The organism is Candidatus Hodgkinia cicadicola, assembly GCF_002774925.1.
Genome location: NZ_CM008771.1, coordinates 1 through 22,533, shown reverse-complemented (window position 1 = coordinate 22,533; position 22,533 = coordinate 1). Strand labels below are relative to the sequence as shown.

Sequence of the window (22,533 nt, the reverse complement as noted above, 5' to 3'; positions counted from 1 at the left end):
ATGTTTAAAGGTTTGATCTAACAGGTAATTTAACTTGATTTTGTTGTGTTAATGTTAAATGAAGTAATAATTGATGTTACCTGTTATGATGTAGATTTAATAATAAAAAGACAGAAGATGATTGGAACATGTTTAACACGAAGTAGGGACTGGATGTTGGTTCTTTTTTATATGGAGAAACATATCACTATGGGATCGGATATAACGATTGAGGTTACATGGTAATTGGAAACATTGGAATAAAACATATAAGTTAATGAGTTAGTGTTTGGAGGATATAATTGTCGATGTTATGTTTGAAATGTTATTATGTAATTCTGGTTGGGTTGTAATGGCATGGTGATTGTTGATTTGGGTGTTGTTAGCCGTATAAAACAATATCATTAATCGTTTATAATTTTCATTTGATATTAAACAACATCCACAGAACAAATAAACAATGGTAAGAATTGGCATAGCTGATGGTAATGCATTTAACTAATGGTTTGATGGTATTAAAATTGATGTAACCGCACCATCACCATCTCTTCTTCACAACCTTATCAGTTTGGTGTAACCACCATTGGTGGACTTTATTTTAGAGAATAAATATCCTATTAACACAGCGAATCTTTGACCGCATTTCAACTTAGATCTTAATAACCTGATGGTTTCTTGTGGTTTGTCTATCTTGATGTTTTTAATTCTATTTAATATCCTTTCAATGTCAGTTTTAACAGCTTTTAATCTTTCTGAAGTAGAAACCAACCTACCTGTCATGATAAAACATCTTATTAAGTTTATAACTTCATGTTTTGATAATCTTACCATTAACTTTAACTTATTTTTAACGAGTCTCTAATACTATCAAAGTTTTTATTCAAATTTAAACAACATCCGAAGATTACTTCGACAACATCTACTGATCCGTTGGTTTCAATAATTAATTCAGCTTCTTCTTGTGAATATACATTGAATTCATGTTTGATTATCTTAAATGATACTTGTTTAATTGGATTAAAATCAACATCTAAGACCAAACACCCATGTAAACATGAATTATATCTACCTTGGACTTCTGAAGCTGACAAATATCCTTTACTGCAAGCAACAACGAGTTCACATCTAAATCTGATTCCAATTCCTAAATTACATATATAGTGATTACGATTAAATATTAATACTCCATCAGGAAGATAAATGTCACTTGCAAGAACCTTACCCTTCTTAGAAGTATTTATTACTGCTCTAAATACGTTTCTTCCATCTTGACACATGAATTCTAGTCGCTTGACATTGTTAACAACCTCAATAACATCTTCCTTTATTCCATTTATCTTATCAACCTCATTATATACACCATCAATATTAATTCCAATTACCGCATATCCTACAACATCAGACATTAATACCCTCCTTAATGTATTTCCTATGGTTTGAACCAAGTTCTTATCATTTAATATTATACCTAACTTAAACTTATTATATCCACAAGGTATTAATTTAATTTGTTGTAACATTAACAACATCCAAACCCTCTAAGGTTCACAATCCATTATAATGGTTTTATTAATAAAATATCTAATAGAAGTTATGATTTAAGATCAGGGTTGTAGTACTTATAACACAACATCTTGATTCGATTCAGTGCTTTTGTTTCTATTTGAAATGTTACAGTGTTTATTACTATTATTATTTTGTTGTTTTTCTATCAGTATCGTATCTATTAGTTACTTAAATAATAAAATGGTAAATAATTTCCACTTTCCTTTAAATCTTCATATTCATTTATAATCACCACAACACCACATCACCTCTTCTATAAGAACAACTGTACACTACTGTTGATTTTTTTGTTAATTTTGTGTGTAATACTTCTATTTAATTCTTTATTAAACGTATCAAACTTATTATAATCTCAATGTAGTTTAGACATGACCGTTTGTTGCTGTTCGTTACCTTTTATAACCAACAAATAAACCTTATGTCTATAATCTCCCCTTTTTTTTAGTAGTTAATATATCCAAGTTATCTACATTAGATAGAATTTTATACTTCAAGATGGTTAATTAATATGATGGATGTTTTCTATGACATGTAATGACCTATGGTCCTGTTTAAACTGAAACAACGTTCATGCCAAGATTCATCGGACTAACAGATAGTAAGATTTAACATGGAATAACAAAGTATGGTCCATCAAGAATCACATTAAGTGTGTAGCAACAACGAAGATATTTCTGTTTTATAGTATCGGTTGTATTTTTTATTTGATTACTTCAAACGGAATACAACATTTGATATATTAATCTTACCTCCAAGATTTGTCATTTTAAGTATAGTATTATCAGATGTCAGATTACATTCCAACATCAATCCAGTGACAATTATCTCACCATCTAATGATTTAACATAACAGAGATCACTTATACCAAACATATCTCTATAAATTTTTAATAGAACACTTACAATTACTTGATAACCTGTTGTTCAACAGGTTTAAACTTATAGTTTTGATAATATGACCACCATTGTTGTTATCTCATTTAAATCCATATTCTAATATCTTTCAGTTAACTGGATGTTGTTTTTTATAACTATATCTCTTACCATCTGATCTACATCTCTGACCGTTGGATCTTCTACCATATGTCTTTCCTTTGGAACAACCATGACCTCATCTTACTTCTTCGTGGCCCCTTCATGAAACCTGAATTCAATGAGTTTAACAACACCATTTTTTCATTTAATTAGAAGTTTGAATTTAATTCTCTATAATGTATTAAATGTTACTTTGATAACATTATGTTGGGTTTTATCCAATGACGGAACACTAACATTTATAATTTCCAAACACAACAGAGTCCAACGTTGTAACATTATTCTGCTTTGTTCTTACAATGTTGTTGTCATTTTACACCAACACATCAATATTTGTTCGTAATTATATCACATTGGTATTAGAGATAAGTTTCTTGTTCCTTCCGAGAGGAACCTCTAACATATTATTCAAACAAAATGATCAGAATTTTGTAACAACATCCTGTTTCTATCTGTTTGTTTTATTGTTATCCGAAGTCAACACTATTAATAAATATCTTCAATAACAACCGATACTCAAGATCTATGGTTTTTGTTTTTTTTCAAACATCCTTGTATATTTTTGTTGTTAACTTTACTTATTTTTTCCTATATACTGAAATCTTAAACATCAAAACAATCACCAAACACAATAACATTGATATGGTTTTTTTTTGGTTTAATCAACAAGGTTAGGAAACGTATTCATCAATCAAAACTTTTTTTTCAATATACATTCATCTATAACATAAAATCTAATGTGTTGAGTATGTTTACAACATGTACCATCCTCCCTTTAGAGTTATTTGTATACTTCAGATAAAACATCAACGACTAAACAATACCATGATATCTTCATGATTAGGTTTCTAGTTGATTTTGTTCATCAGATTATAATTTCTATTATTAATTTTTCTTAACATTGATGACATTATCGGATCTTGAACATTTAATTCCATCCTATTACTTTCTAACAACGTTCGATCCAATATTTCTTATCCGTGTATATTATCACTATTACCATTAACAACATTTATGACCTTTTAATATGGTTATGTTTCTTAACAACCTAATAAGTTATAGACCTATATCCGAACTTATATCTTGAACTCATTATATTTATTAACGATTGGATGTTGGACTGAACGTTGGTTCTGTTTAATTGAAATAAAATTTTATAACAGGATCGAAGTTCAAACGTTCACAGGTCATTTGAATACTTCGATGTTTTTATGATTTGTTCCTTTATAACTATCTATTTAATATGATCTATGTTAATACCTTTAAAATTAATTGTTAACTTTGATAAGTGTATTACTAAATCGTGGTAACAGACCACAACACAACTTATGTTTAATAGATACACAGTTGTTTAATATCAATATTTCTGAATGATCCAAACATTTGAACGTTTGGAACCATGTAAATGGAGTTTTATTCTTCTTAGAATGGTATATAGTAGTAAGTTTTTTTGATAAAGTAACAACCACTATTCTTTCTAGTATAAGTTGGATTTAATATTCGTTTAATACCATCACTTTGTTGTTAATAACAGGGTACCAACCTGAATGTTTCATCTCCGATGTTTATTACTCCCAATATATCTTTAGATTTAACGATTCTGATGTTAGAAGTGTTTTGATTATTCATGTTGTAATTCTTATTATATGGTTAACATCTATTAGTTTATTAAGTGATTGAATGTTATAATTCCAACGCCAATACTATAACCGTACCTATGTTATTTAGATGTCAGTGATGAATTTGATTTTGAATTTAAGGTATGGAGGTTGGAAATCGAACCATTTCTCATTATAGATAATGGATTCTAATATATATTTTCATGTTTACTATTAGATTTATTAAGATTATTTCTTTTTTCTTAACAACAACCTTGGATTATCTAGTCGTTTTATTACTTCTTGAAACAATCGGAAGAAAAATATGATAATATCCTTAAGATCTATCAACAATGATATATTTACTTCTTATATTAACTGAACTTATTATTCTTGGTAAGTAAATCAATGATTCTGGTAGTAATAGATTCATTTTTTTGTTGCAAGAAACAAAAGGTTACAATGTTGTTGTGTTAATTTAACATTGTTAATAATATATATCACATTTTGTTTGTTTTAGTTTTTTTTTAATGTATTGATCTTAGATGTTAACGAAGTTCGATTCGATTTTCTTTAACAACGTAACAACATGAACTTGTGTTAATGCACTGATACAAATAGTGATATTGAATCCTGTTTGGCCAATGTTCTCACATGACAATGTCTCTAAAACATCAATTCAATCCTTGTTTTCCAACCGAAATGTTGAAATTCTTATCAGAAGATGATAGATTAAATCCCTTGAAATCCTTCATTTTATGAGTGGTACTATATGTTAATTTATCCAAGAAAGTATATATTTTCTTCGAACGTAATGCAACACTTGAATCCGATTACCTGATGTTTCTTTATCATTAAATCCAGATATTATTGACTTAATTTCAATTAAAACTGATTTAAATCCAGTAATCAAATGAAGAACGGATGTTCCAATCTTGTTGGAGGTTTCATTGGATTTTGTTGTTAATACATCCAGATAAGATGGTTTTGTTAATCTTAGGTAACATATGTACATTTTAATATAAAAATATGTATTAGATTCAGCTTAAATATTAAATATCTATTGAAACCAACATCTGGTTCGATTGAATAGATTTAAGTTGTTGTTTGGTAACAACGGTCAGTACTTTTAAACAAATGAATACTAAAACAGCCGATAATCTTGATTATACCTCTTTGGTATATGGCTGTTGTGTTTACATGAATTTATTTCTTATTTTTTTTATTATTTATACTAACAACTATCCATGTTTTGTTCTTTTAAATATTAGTTAAACAACATCATTGATCAATGAAAATATATTTTGGTTAGTAACCTTCAATTCTCTCAACACAGGTCCAAATATTCTGGTACCTATAGGTTCTAACTTATCACTTAAGATTATTACAGAATTTTCATTAAACTTTATATATCCTAATGTTCTATTAAATGGTTTAATACATCTGATTATCAAAGCATTAACAACACTACCTTGTTTAATTTTAGATCTTGGGTATACAACAATTGCTGAAGCTTTTATTAATTCTCCATATTTAGCTCAACGTTTGTTTGTTGAGCCTGTTATTTTAATACATCTAATAAATTTTATTCCAGAATTATCTATAACCTTTACAACAGATCTAGGTAAAATCATTATGCCATACTTACAATAAACCACGATTTACGCTTAGAGATTGGTGAACAACTTTTAATTAAAATCTTTGAACCAATTCTAAATCTATTATCCTTATCCGATACTAAATATTTTTTTGTACTTGTTATTGTTTTTTTATATTTCTTTGATCGTTTTGTTCTTTTAATAACCAATACCACTTTTGTTTCTGTTAATAAGTCCCTAATAATAGTTCCCACTAACATGTTGATCCCATAATTCCACATCCATGATCTCCATCAATCGTTAAGTTTACAATTAATGGACCTAAGAACAACATTTATAGACCTCCTTTGAAGGAGGATGGCTTAACAAATAATATCCTGTTAGGTTTTAGTCTGAAAAACAAAATCCAGAGATTTCTATACTTCTCTTATCTACCTGTTTGTTGGCAGCGGTTTAAATGTATCACTATTGTTAATAAAATATCATGAAACATTTCTTATCAACACCCATATAACCGTTTTCCATGCAGTTAATACTATCAGATCTAACAGATTCAATTTATACACATGTTATCTTTAATTATTTTGTTTCTGTTCAATGAATTCAACGTTCAATGAGATAATCGGTCTAAAGTTTCGGTTCTTTCCTCTGAATTTATCCATATTTGTTGTAACATGTTTAATTTTAAATTATTAATATATACTCAGACTTTAATACTACAAACACCATAAGTTTATTCGAACATTTACGTTGGCATAGGATATATTAGTAGAGAATATTTGCAATAACATCTTTTTTATATGTTATAACTGTTTGAACAACATCTGTTCTGTTTATTCTTTCAGAATATCTTACTTTCAATTCAACTATGTTGGTTCCAACTAACGTTTTAGATATTTGTTTTATATTTACCATTATTATTATGTTATTTGTTTCATTTATCAATCTGTTGGCTATAACTAACGGATGGTAAGTAGGATTATCTGTTTGTTTAACAATGACTTTAATATTCGATCAAAATAATTTCTTTAAAGTATAAACGTTTAAATCTTTTACATGAATGTTTTGTTGTTTGTAGAAAAGATGTGGTATCATTGGTTCCTAGAATTATTCTATAGAAATATTTTTCCTGTTTCACACTAACCCTTACCTAATCCATGGTTCTTATAACAATTTACCAAACATGTTTTCAGTTTTAATAACTTAAATATTCGGAATAATCATTTAGACATGAAGAATACCGAATCTTTATCAATTAGATGTTAATAACAACCGATATACCTATAAGGATTAGTTTTTTTTACTAATTATATTAACATTAACACTAACAATTGGTTCCTACACTTTTGATCTTTAATATTCTACCCTTTGAACCATATCTAAGTTTGGTTTTTTATATGTCTTCTACCGATATTAAATCTATTAAGTATTATGAATCTAAAGTTCAAAACCTTCAAACCCCACATCATTGTGTATATGTTTTAAGAAATTGATTAACAACACAGCTATTCTTTCTTATTAACCATCCCAACTTATTAATAACAACACGTATATCACCTCTCAATATATGTTTTAGTTCATTGGAGTTTCTTTGGATTGTAATTGGTGTTGTTAAACAGGTAGGTAATACTAACCACTATGTATACATGTTGGTTTTTTTAATGGAGAATTCATCTAATTTATGTCCAACCGTGGAGGTTGTAATTTAATTTTATTAATCATCATTCCATTAATGTACTTCAAACGTTCCATCAATTGATTCTGGAATTTATATATTTATTTCTGCTTCAGGTTTTGATATTAACTTAACAACATCATCTCTTTAAGATTCTGTTCGAAACAAACGTTGGTTTCCACAGTTAATCTTGACATTAATTACTACATCAACCTTTAGATAAGTTATTTTAATGTTTGGTTGTTGTTTTCTTTTTTTTTGATAACCATATCTTAAGGTGAAACGGGATGTGTTTCTTCACTAGTTTTTCTTTACCTCCATCCATAGGATGATCAATAGAATTCATTGTTATTCTACTATACGTTTGATCTTTTTTTAAGCCAACGTGATCCTTTAGTCTTACTAATTTGGTTTTTTAAACTAAATGGTTCTTGGTTGATATTATTCTAATAGTTACAGTACATTTTCTATTTAATAATCTTCTTATATCTGAATTAAGTTTTTTAATTAATACTTTATCTTGAATTTTGTTAAATCTTAACAACAACAAGCCGTTGGTCTTGATAAATTTCTACCTTATTCAGAATAAAATTCCATATAACTAATCTTGAGTACCAAGAGACAGATCATCTAAACTCAATGCTGATTTATAACCTCTATCCGTTGCTTATACCATAATTATGTGGTTTTTTGTTTGATCTGATCATTTGTTTTTTTTTAAAAACCATCTACAGCAACGATATACTTTAAAGATTTCAGTTCTGTTTTTAACAACAACAATGTTGGTACTCCTGTTAGGAGTTGTATTCTATTCTTAATAACTAACAACCTCCATATTGGTTAATTTTTGTAATCGATTATTCGAAATATTCTCTTACATCTCTCACTTCTATGTTCTTACAGTAATCTTTCAGTATTGTTCTTACCTGATGGTTCACATATATCTTTTCTTGTTAATGGTTTGTATTGGTTTGTCTTTATATATTTCGGAACATTTAATAGTTGTATTAAGTTTTGTTCTGCTGATGGTGTTGGGTTAATTAGTTTGTAATCAGTTGTCATCTCGATTCTAAAGTGTTACAGAGTTTGTTCATTGCTAAATCTGTGAATAATAGCTGTTTTGTTTTGATTAACGAAGAAATATCTAACTTCGATCAATGAATACAACAAAATCCGATCTTTGTGGCATAAATGATTTGTTTATCTTCATCAGAAGTGTGTATCAATAATCCCGATACAACCAAATTCCTAACATTAGTTAATCTATTTATCAGTAACAATTTACCATCTTTAACTTTCTCAACCAATACACTCCTAATAGCAATATCCCTATATCGTTTGTTGGTTTTAGATCTTTTTATTTTTTTGATAGCACTATATTTATATCCTCCTTTAAATTGTGATACTGATTTAGTTGAATGTCTTGCAACGCCCATACCCTTTTGTTTGTATAATTTTTTGTTACTATATTCTGAATCTGATCTTATTTTAATATATGAAACATATCAACGTCGTTTATCCAACTCTCATCTTACAACGTTGGAAATAATATCGGTCCTGGAATAAAACAGTTATGTTTTTGTTTGTTGTAGATATAAGATGTTATTATTTTTTCCGGGAACAGACCCATAAACTATAATTCAACATGTAAATTTATTAATAACCACTATCTTGATTAATTTTAAACTAATATAAACGTTTCCCATTCTACCAGCCATTTTTTTTCCTTTTCAAACCCTGCCAGGGTCTTGTCTTGAACCAATTGCTCCCAACGATCTATGGGTTAAAGATACACCATGTGATGCACTTAGTCCCGAAAAACCATAACGTTTGATCACACCTGTAAATCCTCTACCTTTTGTTTTTCCTCTGATGTTTATAGTTGAATTTGTATTTAAGTCTTTAATATCCAATACTGAACCAAATTCGTTTGGAGTTTTAATAAAACACGGAACATAAATTATTTTTTTAACATCAATATCTCTGAAATTTTTTAACAACTTTCTCTTATTATATCCTAATTTAATAAAATTTAGACCACTTGATACAACGACACATGCCAAGATATCCAACATTGTTGCCGCATTACCATTAATTGATATCATTTTAGACTTTACAGATACTAATTTCATTTAAAAGTTAATATAATTCTTCGATGTACCTTTGGTTGTTTGATTCCAATATAAATATCTTGATGGTATTGAGATCTTAATCGATTTAGAAAGTATTTCATTGAAGTCAGCTGCTGTTGTCAGCATTTTGGAGTATGTTTTTATCTTATAATCAGATTTCTACTTTTTTTATCTATGTATTAAAGTAGTATTGATTGTAAATTCTTTGTTTTTTTGTTGAAAGACTTACAGATTTCTGTTATTTTTATATTAGTTTTAATTCTCAATATATGGTAATAATGTTGGTAAGTTGAATGATTTAGATCTTATATTAAACACTAAATCTATCTTATGAGTCTTGTAATGACTTCAGCATTAACGGTTTATCTCTTTATCTAACAACAAGAAAACTTAATCTTTCTTCCAATAACCACAGGATATAATTAATTCAATTGATATTGTTGTACTTATCTCTGGACATTATTATTTCAACACCTTTAATCAAGATGAATTGTTCACAGTTACATCTGTAGTTCTGTAAGTAAAACTTGAGGTTATACTTGTTTAATATTGGGTTATGTCTACTATTCTTCTTTCTTTAATGTATAAATTTCAGTTTAAGTGTACAGAGTATGAACATAAAGATTTAGGTTATATAAAACCTTATCTCTATTTAATAATATTTTATCGATAGCTATGAACAAAATTCCAACGTTGTAACCTGTTTCTCTCCTTGAATCAAGTCCTTTTTTTAAGAAACATCTCGTTGTTAACACATGTTGGTTTATATCGGTTGTTTGATGTTAATTGTTTCTATATTATCTCCTATTTTAATTAATTCCTATTCTATTCGTCTTACTGTAACAGTATCTCTTCATAGAATTTAAAACACATCTTCAATTGGTATTAGAAATGGTTTATCTCTTTCATGTTTTTGGTGTTGGTATACGTTTATCAATTGTTTTAATTAATAGTTTTTTTTTAAATCACATCATTTGTCTTTTGTTTTTAAAACAAAGCCATCAACACTGATCCTCTAACAATTGGTGGTTTTCCATGATTAATTACAAGAAGAAAGTAATTCTCTGAATTCTAATTCGACAAGTTTTATTGAATATAAATCATCTATTAAATCGATCTTATTAAAGAAAATAACACTTATAGGTTCACCTATTTGTTTTGTTAACAATATCCGTTCCCCTGTTTGGAGTGTTGGTTCATCGTATGCTAAACAAACGAAAATGGTTCTATTTATTTGAACCGTTCCTGTTGTTAATTTTTATGTAATAAGGATAACTTAAACAACCAACATGAACATAATGTCTTGTTTTAGACTCATATCCAACATTCATGTGGTTGATATAATTATTCTTACGAGGTTTTTCTTCAGGGGATAAGATCCTGTTTCCTCGTATGGTTTGTAATTTCCAAAGAGTTTAATAATCGTTGAAGTAAAATGTTGTTTTGCCATGAATTGACATGGCCTAATTGTTATAAATATTCATATGTGATTTGTCGGGATCGGATGTTGGATTAAATTAGGTGTTTATTTGTTTAGTTTTGCGTAGCTATCGAATTCTATGAAATATGTTCCAGTTCCTTTTGTTAAAGATCTAAGGGTATCTATGTATTTAAATGTGTTTGCTAATGATATTTTGGCTTTTATCAATCCAGTTTTGTTAATGGATGTTTGATCTGTAATATGTCCGCCTCTAGCTTTTAAATCACTTGTAACGTCTCCGATATAAATATCAGGGATAAATATTTCAACCTTCATAATTGGTTCAAGGATACATACCCCCATTCTTTGAATGGCTTGTTTCAAACATTGTTTAGCAGCTATTTCAAATGCTAATATGGAAGAATCAACATCATGATGTTCTCCATCTATAAGAGTTACTTTCAATCTTATAATAGGATAACCGAGTGCTGGTCCATTTATAATTGCTGATTCCAATCCTTTCTTTATTCCTGGAATGTATTCTTTTGGAATAGAACCGCCAGTTATTTCTGATCTAAATTCAAATTCATCGTTGTGTGTAGGTTCAAACAACATTTTGACTTTTGCAAATTGACCTGCACCTCCAGTTTGTTTTCTGTGAGTATATTCTTCAATACATTTATCCAATAACATTTCTCTATATGCAACTTGGGGTTTGTTTGGTTTTAACATTAGATTATGTTCTCTTAAAATTCTATCAATTATTATGTCTAAATGTAGTTCTCCCATTCCTGATAACATTATTTGTCCTGATTCTTCGTTGATTTTAAAGCTTAATGTTGGATCTTCTAAACTATACTTGTATAATATGTTGATTAGTTTTTCCTGATCATGTTCAGTATCTGGTTCAAGTGCAACACAGATGACAGGTGTTGGAAATTTAATAGCAAACAATGATATTGGTGAGGTTATATCACATAGTGTATCACCGGTTATTGAGTTTTTAATACCACAAATGGAAATAATATCTCCAGAGTTTGCATGGCTTAATTCTGTTCTAAAGTTGGCATGCATTTTCAACAGTTTAGTGATCTTCTGTTCAGAGTTATTTCTAATGTTGTAGACCACCTCTCCTTGTTTAACACTTCCAGAATATATTCTTACAAAACACAGGAAACCGGAGTATATATCTGACATTATTTTAAATATTAACATTGATGTTGGTTCGGAGTTGCTTGGAAATCTTAGAATCAGTTTGTTTGTTAATAGTGAATCTCTCACCGGTTGTCTATCATCAGGAGATGGTAAGTAATTAACAATTGCATCTAATACAGGTTGGATTGCTTTGTTTTTGAATGCACTACCACACATAATTGGGAATGCTTTACCTGAAATTGTAGCTAATCTTATTAATGAGATTATACTATGGCTATCAAGTTTATTACATCGTAGACATGTTGTTATTTTGTTGTGATCGAACTCGAGAATTGAATCAACGAGTAACCTCCGTTGTTCGTTGGCAACATTTTTGTATTCGTTTGGGATGTTCATAATACTATATGTTAGATCTTTACCATTTTGGTTTCAGTATACTGCTTTCATGTTAACTACATCTATTATCCCATGGAATTCTGATTGTGTACCAATTGGTATTTGTAGTAATAATGGTTTTATAGATAATTTATTAATCAGACTATTGGAACTAATGAAATAATCTGATCCTGTTTTATCCATCTTGTTACAAAATATTATTCTCGGTATTGAATGTTTATTTGCTTGTCTTCAAATCGTTTCTGTTTGAGATTCAACACCAGCACTGGCATCTAATATTATAACAGCTCCATCCAAGATACGTAAGCTCTTTTCTACTTCAGCAGTAAAATCAATATGACCGGGAGTATCTATGACATTAAATCGAACATCAGTAAACAAATCAGTCTTCCAACTTGTAGAAGTAGCAGCCGATGTTATCGTTATTCCACGTTCTTGTTCCTGAACCATCCAATCCATAGTGGTATTTCCGTCATGAACCTCTCCAATGTTGTGTTGTTTACCTGTTATAAATAGTAACCTTTCGGTGAAGGTTGTTTTACCAGCATCTATATGAGCCATTATACCAATGTTTCTTATTTTTCTGAGGTTTGAGTTTACCATCCCATGTGAGCAAACGCTTGGTTGTTTTTAGCTAAGTTGTGCATGGTTTCTCTTCGTTTAAATGAAGAACTCTTTCTTAGAACACTATCTATTATTTCTCAAGCCAACCTCAACCATGCTGTAACCTCTCTACGTTGTTTTGCAGCATCAACCATCCATCTTAAACCTAATCCCAATCTTCTATCAACAGGTATATCAATTGGTATCTGATATGAAACACCACCGATTCTCATGTTTCTAACTTCTATATATGGTGTAACATTATCAACTGCTTCGTATAATACCTTCAATGGATTAATGTGTAATCTGTCATTTATATAATCCAATGATTTCTTCAAAATCAACATGGCCATACGTTTCTTACCATCTCTCATTATGTAATTTATTAGTTTTGATAACATCAAACATTTATCAGAATAAGAAAACACAGTGTTATTAACTTTACGGTTCCTTGACATTGTTATTTCCTATTCATTGGTAGTACTTTTATCTGAATATTAGAGTTCATGAGTGTTTTTGGTACGTTTATGTTTATAATACTTTAACTTAATGGTTTAATTTCTGTTAAATCTTCTTAATATACTCATATCTAACAATTATCATGGAATATCTATTACCGATTATATACTTCAATCTTAATATGTAGATAAACAAAATCCCATCGTTGTTACTACACATTTCTACTTAATTTCTGTTATTAATAACATAATTTGTTCAAACGTTCAAACGTTTTATTTAAACCAAAGAGATATACTTATTAGTTAGAAGTTATATTTCATCTGGTAAGAGATATATCCTGTTCACTAACAATTTTATACCTAGATCTTTCCATCAACGGGATCACTTTTGTTTAACATCCCATCTTCAATCAATTTTTGTTCGTTTATGAAACCTGTACCAATCGATGGTACTTTTCCTAACATAATTTTATCTTTTATTCTAGTTATTTCGTAATTGTTATTAGATATTATAGCTTTAATTATTGATTTTATTGCTCCTTGAAAGGAGATAGCGGATAGTATAGATCTTTGATTTACACATGTTTCTGTTATACCAACGATTTGTCTATCACCTAATACTGTTTTTCTTTTTAATGTTTTGATATAATAATTAATTCTGGAAACATCCTGTCAATTATAACAACATCCGACCTTCAATGGTGAATTACCAGCATCAGATATGCTTACTGTGTTAGTCATTTGTCTTAAAACCATCTCAATGTGTTTACTATTAACATTAACTCCTTGGTTTCCGTATATTTCTTGGACAATACCAACGAAATAGTTAAAGAGATCATTGAACCCGTATATTTCAGCATAATTCGATAGATCATGGTCTCCATGTAAGATGATTTGTCCTTGTTTTACCATGTTGTTCTCTTTAATAAACAGTTTAACATCTAAACCAGAATAAACAACAGGCCGTTTGTTAATGTTTATCGGATCAATGATGGATAATCTGTTTCCATTACCATCGGTTCCATGTTTTAATATCCCATCTATCGGACTAATAACTGAACTATTATCTTCATCGTTGTTGTTATCAAATAACTTCGATAATCTTTCGAAACCTTCAGTCAATGTTATGTCAATTTCATCTTCATCTTCGGTTGTAACCTCTAAGATCTTATCAAATAAACTTATCTTTTCATTAGGATTTATTTTAAACGTGTTCTTACTATTAACAGTGACATAATACAACTGTTTCTTTTTTCCAACATCTAAACCAATCAATGACATCTTATCTTTGACAACATTCGGTTTAACATTGGTCTTATCTCTTTCAGTTATATCGTAGGTTTCTTTCTTAATGTTTAAGTAATATATTAAGTTCTTAGAGAACGAACGACCACTGGCTAAACTTAATAAACTTGTTGATCTGACACAATTGAAACATAATATCTCTTCGGATTCAACGTGTTTATTGTTCGAAACCAACAAGTGAGTACCTCTTGGCAGTTTATAACTCCAGATTTCAATATCATCTTTAATAATTAATAACGAACCGTTAGAATTAACAACGGTTATATCGTTTGATTCTGAAACAACACATGAAACATCCTTGATCTTAATAATTCCTGAAACTGGTGATATTAAACAGTTCTTTATCATTTTTCTATTGGTTTTACCTTCGATATTTGTTAATCCATGAAATGTTCTTAATGTAAGTTGTGTTCCAGGTTCGCCAATTGATTGGGCTGCTAAAACACCAACAGAATCACCATGTTGTACCATGTTTCCACTACCCAATTCTATTCCATAACAGAGTTTACAGATACCAAATCTTGCTTGACATGTCAACGGAGATCTGATTCATAAACCATCATTACAATTTGTTAATATCTTATAAATGTTATCTTCAGTAATTAGTTCATTTCTCTGTACAATTATTTTTTTGTTTGTTAATATCGGTTTAGCTATAAATCTTCCGATCAATCTGTTCTTAATAAAATCAAGATCCATGATTGGTTTAACATTTAGACCTGTTTCGGTGCTGCAATCATCTTCACTTATTACTCACTCTCTCGTTGATTCAACAAGTTTTCTTGTGAGATAACCGGAGCTTGCCGTTTTCAACGTTGTCTCGATCAATCCTCTTCTCGATGAAAATGTACAACAAAAGAATTGAATTAAGCTTAATCCTTCATTATAAGAATTCAGAATTGGTAATCTACATGGTTTTCCATCAAACCCAACGATATATCCTCTAGAACCAATTAATTGTTGAATCTGAGACAACGTGCCTCTGGCACCAGAGTTAATTATCATTTGAATCGGTGTTTGTTTTAAACTATATCCTGTTATTTCTAAATTAATATTACTATTAACAGCATCCAAGACCTTCGGTCATAGTGATAATGACATTGAAACCTCCTGTTTGTTGCCGATCTTTGATCAGGATTTTGTTATTCTTGATCGTATACCTCTAAGAAGTAGTTTCTTATAACTTGGACTAACGAGATCGGAGTTCGATAATGACAGACCAGATTTTGTTGCATATTTGAATCCCAATCTCATCAGTCCTTCACAAAACGTTGTCATTTGTTTTGATCCACATTTATCATTGACCAATTTAATTATGTCGAAGGTTAGTTGCTTACTGAATTCGGGATAGTTCCACTCGTATAAAAAATTACATTCTGATGGAACTAATTCAGATATCAACAAACGACCTGGTGTTGATAGTATTTCAGTTATCTTCCCGTTTACAACAGTTCTGAATTTTATTTTGGTATGTAAGTTTATTTTGTTTAAGAACAGAATTTTATGTACTTCAGTGTATGAAGATAAGCATATATCCTTGTGTTCTGGTGATGTTAACGACATGTAGTACAGACCAAGGATCATGTCTTGGGATGGCAGGATGCATGGATCACCATGGGCCGGATGCATTACGTTATTATCGGCCATTAACAACGTTGTAGCTTCAATTCTGGCATTAAAACTGAGTGGAACATGGACCGCCATTTGATCACCATCGAAGTCAGCATTGAAACCAGAACATACTAATGGGTGTAATCTTATAACTTTTTCATTGGTAAGTTTAACTCAAAACGACCTCATGCTTAACTTATGCAACGTTGGTGCTCGGTTTAATAACACCGGACAGTAACTTACTACTTCTTCTAAGATCTTATAAGTTAAATAAATATCAGTTTCTAGTACATGTTTGATGGTTTTTTTGTTGTTAAGATTTGATTTCAACATTAGTTTAGAATAAATGAATGGTTTGAATAATTCAACAGCCATTGATCTCGGTATCGAACACTCATTTATAGATAAATTCGGTCCTGGTACTATCACACTCCTACCTGAATAATCTACCCTCTTACCTAATATGTTATGTCTAAACCTACCTTGTTTTCCTTTTAATATTTCAGCCAATGACTTCAATGCTTTTGTGTTGTACTTGTTGGGATTATCAACATCCGAAGAGTTATCAATTAAATCATCAACTACCTTCTGTAACGATATCAGACCTTCAATGTAACTATCAAATTCATCGGCACTGTTTGACCTTATCTCGTTTGTTTTAATTAGGTGGTTGTTGTTTGCGGTGATAATATGTTTATAGAGTACATTTAAATCAGAATTTGCTAATGTATCATCATCTAAAACTATCATTGGTCTTAATTCAGCAGGTAGAACAGGTAAGATCCTTATTACCAATCATTCTAATCTAATATTATTCGAAATAAAACATTCAACTATCTCCAGTCTATTCTTTATCTTATCCAATAGTTCTTCGGATTTTGTACGTTGCGTTTCCTTTATCAACGATGTCTTTATCTTATTTAATTGAACTCTTGATAACAGTTCCATGATGGCCTGTCCTCCTGATGCTACTGAACATCGATCGTTTCTTGTTCATATGTTTCTGTATGTCTCGGTTGATATGACTTGTCCGTTTCTATAATCATTTAGATCGGACCATATTATAACATGTAGTTTACATTCGATTATATCTTGAACCATTTCAACGTCCATGTTAAGTAATTCGGCTAAAATGGTGGGTGTTGGTTTATAAAACAGAGTATGCATTACTGGTGTTGATAAATTAATATGTCCGAACCTCGATCTTGTTTGTAATCTGTCAGTATCAAGGTATATGCCACAAGTTTGGCAGATCATTTTGTTGTTTAAATTGGGTGTTGGACATAAACATTCATTTCTCCTTCTAAAACCGAATATCTTTGGACAAAACAAACCACCAACGATTGGTTTTCCATTATCATCATAGGTATCTGCATTACATATTTCCCCATATGACCATGACAATATTGTTTCTGGTGATGTTATTTTAAATCTAAGATTAGATATGTTTTTATTAAATACTGACAACATGTTTATTTATTTCGTTGCTTCGATTTCAATACACATTGAGAATAATTCCTTTATCAAAACAGCCATACCTTCAGTTTGGTAGAGATTATATGTTGGTCTTTCTTCCAGAAAGTTCTCTTGGATTTCATGTCTTGCCATCATGTCATCACATTTAGCTGATAATAATTCATTTAAGAAATAAGCAACACCATAGCTCTGCAACGCCCATACTTCCATTTCACCCAACCTTTGTCCACCTAAATTATTCCTTCCCTTAAGAGGTTGCTGAGTTACAAACGAATATGGTCCTGTTGATCTGGCATGGATTTTGTTATCAACTAAATGGTTTAATTTAAATATATATATAATCCCTACATTTGTTGTACTAATGAAAGGTAATCCTGTTTTTCCATCGTATAATTGAATCTTTCTGTTGGAATTAATTGACAACCTGTTGTTAAAATCTTTCAAACATGACTCAAACGGAAATCCGAACAACGGACAGGATATCTTTACTCCTTGTGATAATTCAGACAACAAAATCAGGATCATATTTTTTGTTAACTTATTTATATTTGGATATAATTCGGTAAGTTTAGGTATAACTCTTTCCAATATCCGATCATCATTTGTTTTATAATACATGTTTAATACATGTTTAAATTCTAAACCAAACTTGTAGCTAATTAAACCAAAGGTTGTTTCTAATAATTGACCAATGTTCATCCTAGATGGTACTCCTAATGGATTAAGTATAATATCGATCGGTGTTCCATCAGCCATGAATGGCATATCCTCTTTCGGAACTATCTCCGATATCACTCCCTTGTTACCATGTCTTCCACATATCTTATCACCAACTTTAATTGATCTATGTACAAGTAGTTTTACTCTGATAGTTTCTAATATCTTACTTCCATCACTTTGATTTTCATTTGTCAATCTGTTGTTAAACTTAGACAACATGTTAACTTCCAATTTGTTCAAATAACTTAAGTATTTCTTGTGTAATAGATTTAGACCGTCTTGGATTATCTTATTGCCAGATGTAAGTGGACTTGTTGTAAATAATTTCTTTATATTACTGATCTGTAATAACAGACAACATCTTCTGACATATTTCTTAGTAACAACGTTGTAACAACGTATATAATCTTCTAGATCCTTATCTTGATAATTTTTATTTCCATCTGATGATCTTTCCACTTCTAAAACCGTTGCATGATCTATTCCTTTTGGTACTCTAAGTGAAGTATTATGTACTAATTCTGTAGATAATTCATCGTTTCCATCTTTTCCTACGTTGAATGTATAATCTCCATCTTCCATGTTGGTAATTACCCCATTATCATCGTTGATATCTTCATCTGAACTTAACTCATCTCCACAGATCTCTTTGATTTCTTCTTTCTTTTGTTTAGCATCAGATCTTGGAGCCAACTTACCCACTAACACATCATCCTCATGGACGTTGCTTCCCACTTTAACTATTCCATCGGAATCCAGACATCTCCGATATTTTATTGGTATATCAGTAATATTTGGACTCAATCATTCGTTACCAGATGGTGTTTGTTTGACCTTTGTTTTAAGATTTATTATATGAAGTGATTTAAATATACCTTTATTTATAACATTATTAGAGATTATAACCGAATCTTCGAAGTTGTATCCTTCTCAACACATGAATGCCACTAACAGGTTGGCACCTAAACTCATTTCTCCATCACAACTTGATTGACATTCGGCAATAACATCTCCCTGTTTCAATCTTTGGCCAGGATAAACAACCGTTCGTATTCTTTGACACATGTCTTGATTTGATCTTCTTGATTGTGGTAAGATATAAACTCTTTGTTTCTGATCTCTTGGTTCGTAAACAACGATTCTCTTAGAATCAACATTAACAACCCTTCCATCGTTACGTGCCACAACGTTGTGACCAGTATCTCTCATTACGGCATATTCTTCTCCAGTACCAACTAAGGGTGGCCTTGAATTCAATGGAGGTATGGCTTGTTTTAACATGTTTGCTGCCATTAATGCCCTTGTTGGATCGTTGTGTCCAAGAAATGGTATCAAACGAACAGCATGTGAAAACATTTGAGCATCTGATACCAAGCTTAGATCTATTACACTTCTATCTGTTATTTTAATTTCGTTTCAATTCAAACACATGGTTCATTTCTCTTGAATTCTATTATACGTTAAACCAACGTTCAGTCTTTTACTTTCAAAGTGATTTAAATATATAATATTTCTATTGATTAATCCATTATAAGTTTTATAATATCCTGTCGATATGTATCCGTTAACATCAACGTTGGCATATGCTGATAATGTTGTTACCAAACCAATGTTCTGACCTTCTGGAGATTCAATTGGACATATCTTAGCCAAATGTCACCGTTTTGTATCTCTTATGGTAACCTCTACATTTTGTGATGTCAATCCACCTTCACCCAAACATGTTAACTTACCTTTATGAGATAATTCAGATAAACTGTTTACTTGATCGAGGTATTGACATAGGTTTGAAGAACCAAAAAATTTATCAACATCACTTTGTATTTTTTTAACAGAATCAAAAAGTTTACCAATCATCATGTCATCATCGGTTTGAACGTTTGGATCATTAATACTTAATATTGGTTCTAATGTTTTCTTAATAACATCTATTATCACATCACCACTTCCTCTTATCACACGAACATCACAATCAACATGTTTGAAACCATTCCGATTGAACAACATTTCATTCATAATTAGTATTAAATCTTTTTTTGTTAACTGTTCTAAACCAAAATTCAGATGGTTTCTTGTTAAATCGTTTAAAAAGATCCTACCTGTTAATGTTAATTCAACATTTTTGATGTCTTCATGAGTTATTTCAGTTTCACCTTCCAATATTGCTTCATCGAGTTCATTAATAACATTCAGAACATTTAAAGATTTAGTTATTGTAATGTAACTTGAATAATTCAGTGCGGTATTCTTATCTAACATTATGTCTATGTTAACAATAGGAGTCTTTGATGCCTTAGTATAAACTCCAATAATAACCACATTACCCGTTTCTATACATCCTGTTATAGTTTTTTTACATCTAAGTGATCTTCTCGAACCATATTTAAATTCATTTTGTTTTGTAATATCTCAAGTTAACCGATGTCATGTACCTTTATAGAAACCTACATCATGTATTTCAGAAGTACCTTTAAATATATGTGAATGTTTGGTCTTTAGTGCTAACAGACTTGTAAATAGATCGGACTCATGGTTGTTATGTATTATTTTCGGTCCATTGACCTTTAGATAACCAATATCTCTATCTTTTATGCTTATGGTTTTGTTTTCTCGATCAAATAACACTGCCGATTGTTTTATCAGTTGTGTTATTAATGTTTTTCTTGTTCCGTTTATAGTCAGAATTCCATCTTTTGATGGTCTCGGTAAATCCATTAATAGTACATCTAAACCATATTGATCGATAACAAACAAAATATCTTTATCAAGACAATACCGGATAACGTTTAATTCAAGTCCAAACGAAGTTAACTTCTCATCTTTAACAAAATTACTTGGTTTTATTAGTTCTAAACTATAATGTTTGAGATTTAATGGAAACAACGTTTGTAAGATAAGTTCTAACTTTGATATCTTTATACCCTCGTTGTTATAACAACCTCATAATATGTTTTTATAGAGTCTGTTTAGTAAATCATTGTGATTTAATGGTATTTTGTTAACCAAGTTGGTGTTTAAATTAAATCTGGTGTTCAAATGTTGTTAGTGTTATCTATTATAACATTTAGTAGTTCAGATCTTTGATCCTTGATAGGATCAGTTTTGTTTTTTTAATTTATTTCTCTTTTGTTGTATTTGGTTATCACTTCTATTGAGGTTCATTTGATTCATTCTTCCGTTATACGTTTAATAGTTTTTTTAACTGTTAACAACGTTTTGATGTATTTCTTTAAGTTTTGGTTGCCACAATGCTGTTGTTATTATGTTGTTAAGAGTGATAAACATGATGACTTCGATCAATTTGTATCTGATAACCAACATCCACATGTTTATTTCCGATGTTTATATTAATTTTATCAGTTTAACTTATGTTTAAATCAATTATAGTGGATCAATAACCCGATCTCGTTGGAAACAACAAAGTACCGATAGTAAATAGATCTTGTTGGTAGAGAGATAACATGAAGAAATATGAATTAGACTTATAAGCTTAATAGTAGATCATGAGGTTTATGACCGTTTAGTTGGTGTAGGTTTAAATACTCTTTAAGTCTATGGATAATATGGACATCTTTGTTGGCAACGAAGACACATGAATTATTGGGGTGGACGTTGGTAATTGAAACAAAATGCAGATGTTTAATCAGATTGTTATTAGTTAATATATGTTAATTCTGATAGTGGAATTAAATCTGTTAGAAATAGGAAACAAAGTAGTTGTGGGTATAATTGATCATCATTTTGATGTGGATTAAAACAACCAGATGAGGTGTGTATGGTTTTTTTGTTTAATTGAAGGGAATTAT

Annotated in this window: 16 protein-coding genes; all 16 read right to left on the bottom strand. The window is 30.1% G+C overall.

Translation table 4 applies throughout. The annotated features are described in order from the left end of the window. Nucleotides 1–477: 477 nt before the first annotated feature. The 16 genes from MAGTDC_RS00370 to MAGTDC_RS00310 all read right to left on the bottom strand — a co-directional run bounded on the left by MAGTDC_RS00370 (nt 478) and on the right by MAGTDC_RS00310 (nt 21,763). Nucleotides 478–810: a L17 family ribosomal protein gene (locus tag MAGTDC_RS00370; protein ID WP_146656546.1), complete on the bottom strand. Its 333-nt coding sequence runs from the start codon at nt 808–810 to the stop codon at nt 478–480. Between the two features lie 5 nt (nt 811–815). Continuing rightward, a complete protein-coding gene (locus MAGTDC_RS00365; RefSeq protein ID WP_146656545.1) occupies nt 816–1,508 on the bottom strand; it encodes an RNA polymerase alpha/RpoL/Rpb11 family protein in 693 nt (230 codons plus the stop codon). Between the two features lie 745 nt (nt 1,509–2,253). After that, nucleotides 2,254–2,418, bottom strand: coding sequence for a hypothetical protein (locus MAGTDC_RS04080; protein WP_192572901.1), 165 nt, complete (start codon nt 2,416–2,418; stop codon nt 2,254–2,256). Between the two features lie 2,301 nt (nt 2,419–4,719). Then, nucleotides 4,720–4,875: a hypothetical protein gene (locus tag MAGTDC_RS05170; protein ID WP_278046846.1), complete on the bottom strand. Its 156-nt coding sequence runs from the start codon at nt 4,873–4,875 to the stop codon at nt 4,720–4,722. A gap of 78 nt (nt 4,876–4,953) precedes the next feature. Further along, nucleotides 4,954–5,193, bottom strand: coding sequence for a hypothetical protein (locus tag MAGTDC_RS00355; protein ID WP_146656544.1), 240 nt, complete (start codon nt 5,191–5,193; stop codon nt 4,954–4,956). A 256-nt stretch (nt 5,194–5,449) separates the two neighbouring features. Next, complete coding sequence (locus MAGTDC_RS00350) at nt 5,450–5,812, bottom strand: uL14 family ribosomal protein (protein ID WP_146656548.1); 363 nt, start codon at nt 5,810–5,812, stop codon at nt 5,450–5,452. Then, the gene (gene rpsQ, locus MAGTDC_RS00345) at nt 5,812–6,057 is read right to left on the bottom strand and encodes a 30S ribosomal protein S17 (RefSeq protein ID WP_146656543.1); all 246 of its coding nucleotides are present in this window, start codon (nt 6,055–6,057) and stop codon (nt 5,812–5,814) included. Before rpsQ ends, MAGTDC_RS00350 begins: the two co-directional genes overlap by 1 nt. 484 nt (nt 6,058–6,541) lie before the next feature. Further along, on the bottom strand, nt 6,542–6,871 hold the full coding sequence (locus tag MAGTDC_RS00340) for a hypothetical protein (RefSeq protein WP_146656542.1): 330 nt from the start codon (nt 6,869–6,871) through the stop codon (nt 6,542–6,544). 1,477 nt (nt 6,872–8,348) lie between these two features. After that, nucleotides 8,349–8,513, bottom strand: coding sequence for a hypothetical protein (locus tag MAGTDC_RS04075; protein ID WP_192572899.1), 165 nt, complete (start codon nt 8,511–8,513; stop codon nt 8,349–8,351). After that, nucleotides 8,492–8,974: a 50S ribosomal protein L4 gene (gene rplD, locus MAGTDC_RS00335; protein ID WP_192572898.1), complete on the bottom strand. Its 483-nt coding sequence runs from the start codon at nt 8,972–8,974 to the stop codon at nt 8,492–8,494. The genes MAGTDC_RS04075 and rplD overlap by 22 nt, the downstream gene beginning before the upstream one ends. A 48-nt stretch (nt 8,975–9,022) precedes the next feature. Continuing rightward, nucleotides 9,023–9,583, bottom strand: a complete 561-nt coding sequence (gene rplC, locus MAGTDC_RS00330) for a 50S ribosomal protein L3 (RefSeq protein WP_146656540.1) — start codon at nt 9,581–9,583, stop codon at nt 9,023–9,025. Next, nucleotides 9,584–9,709, bottom strand: coding sequence for a hypothetical protein (locus MAGTDC_RS05165; RefSeq protein WP_278046845.1), 126 nt, complete (start codon nt 9,707–9,709; stop codon nt 9,584–9,586). A 1,399-nt stretch (nt 9,710–11,108) separates the two neighbouring features. After that, the gene (gene fusA / locus MAGTDC_RS00325) at nt 11,109–13,157 is read right to left on the bottom strand and encodes an elongation factor G (RefSeq protein WP_146656539.1); all 2,049 of its coding nucleotides are present in this window, start codon (nt 13,155–13,157) and stop codon (nt 11,109–11,111) included. Then, a complete protein-coding gene (gene rpsG / locus MAGTDC_RS00320; protein ID WP_146656538.1) occupies nt 13,151–13,615 on the bottom strand; it encodes a 30S ribosomal protein S7 in 465 nt (154 codons plus the stop codon). Before rpsG ends, fusA begins: the two co-directional genes overlap by 7 nt. A 360-nt stretch (nt 13,616–13,975) precedes the next feature. Beyond that, nucleotides 13,976–18,001 (bottom strand): DNA-directed RNA polymerase subunit beta', encoded by a 4,026-nt coding sequence (locus MAGTDC_RS00315; RefSeq protein WP_146656537.1) that lies wholly within the window; start codon nt 17,999–18,001, stop codon nt 13,976–13,978. 6 nt (nt 18,002–18,007) lie between these two features. Beyond that, nucleotides 18,008–21,763 (bottom strand): DNA-directed RNA polymerase subunit beta, encoded by a 3,756-nt coding sequence (locus MAGTDC_RS00310; protein WP_146656536.1) that lies wholly within the window; start codon nt 21,761–21,763, stop codon nt 18,008–18,010. Nucleotides 21,764–22,533 lie beyond the last annotated feature (770 nt).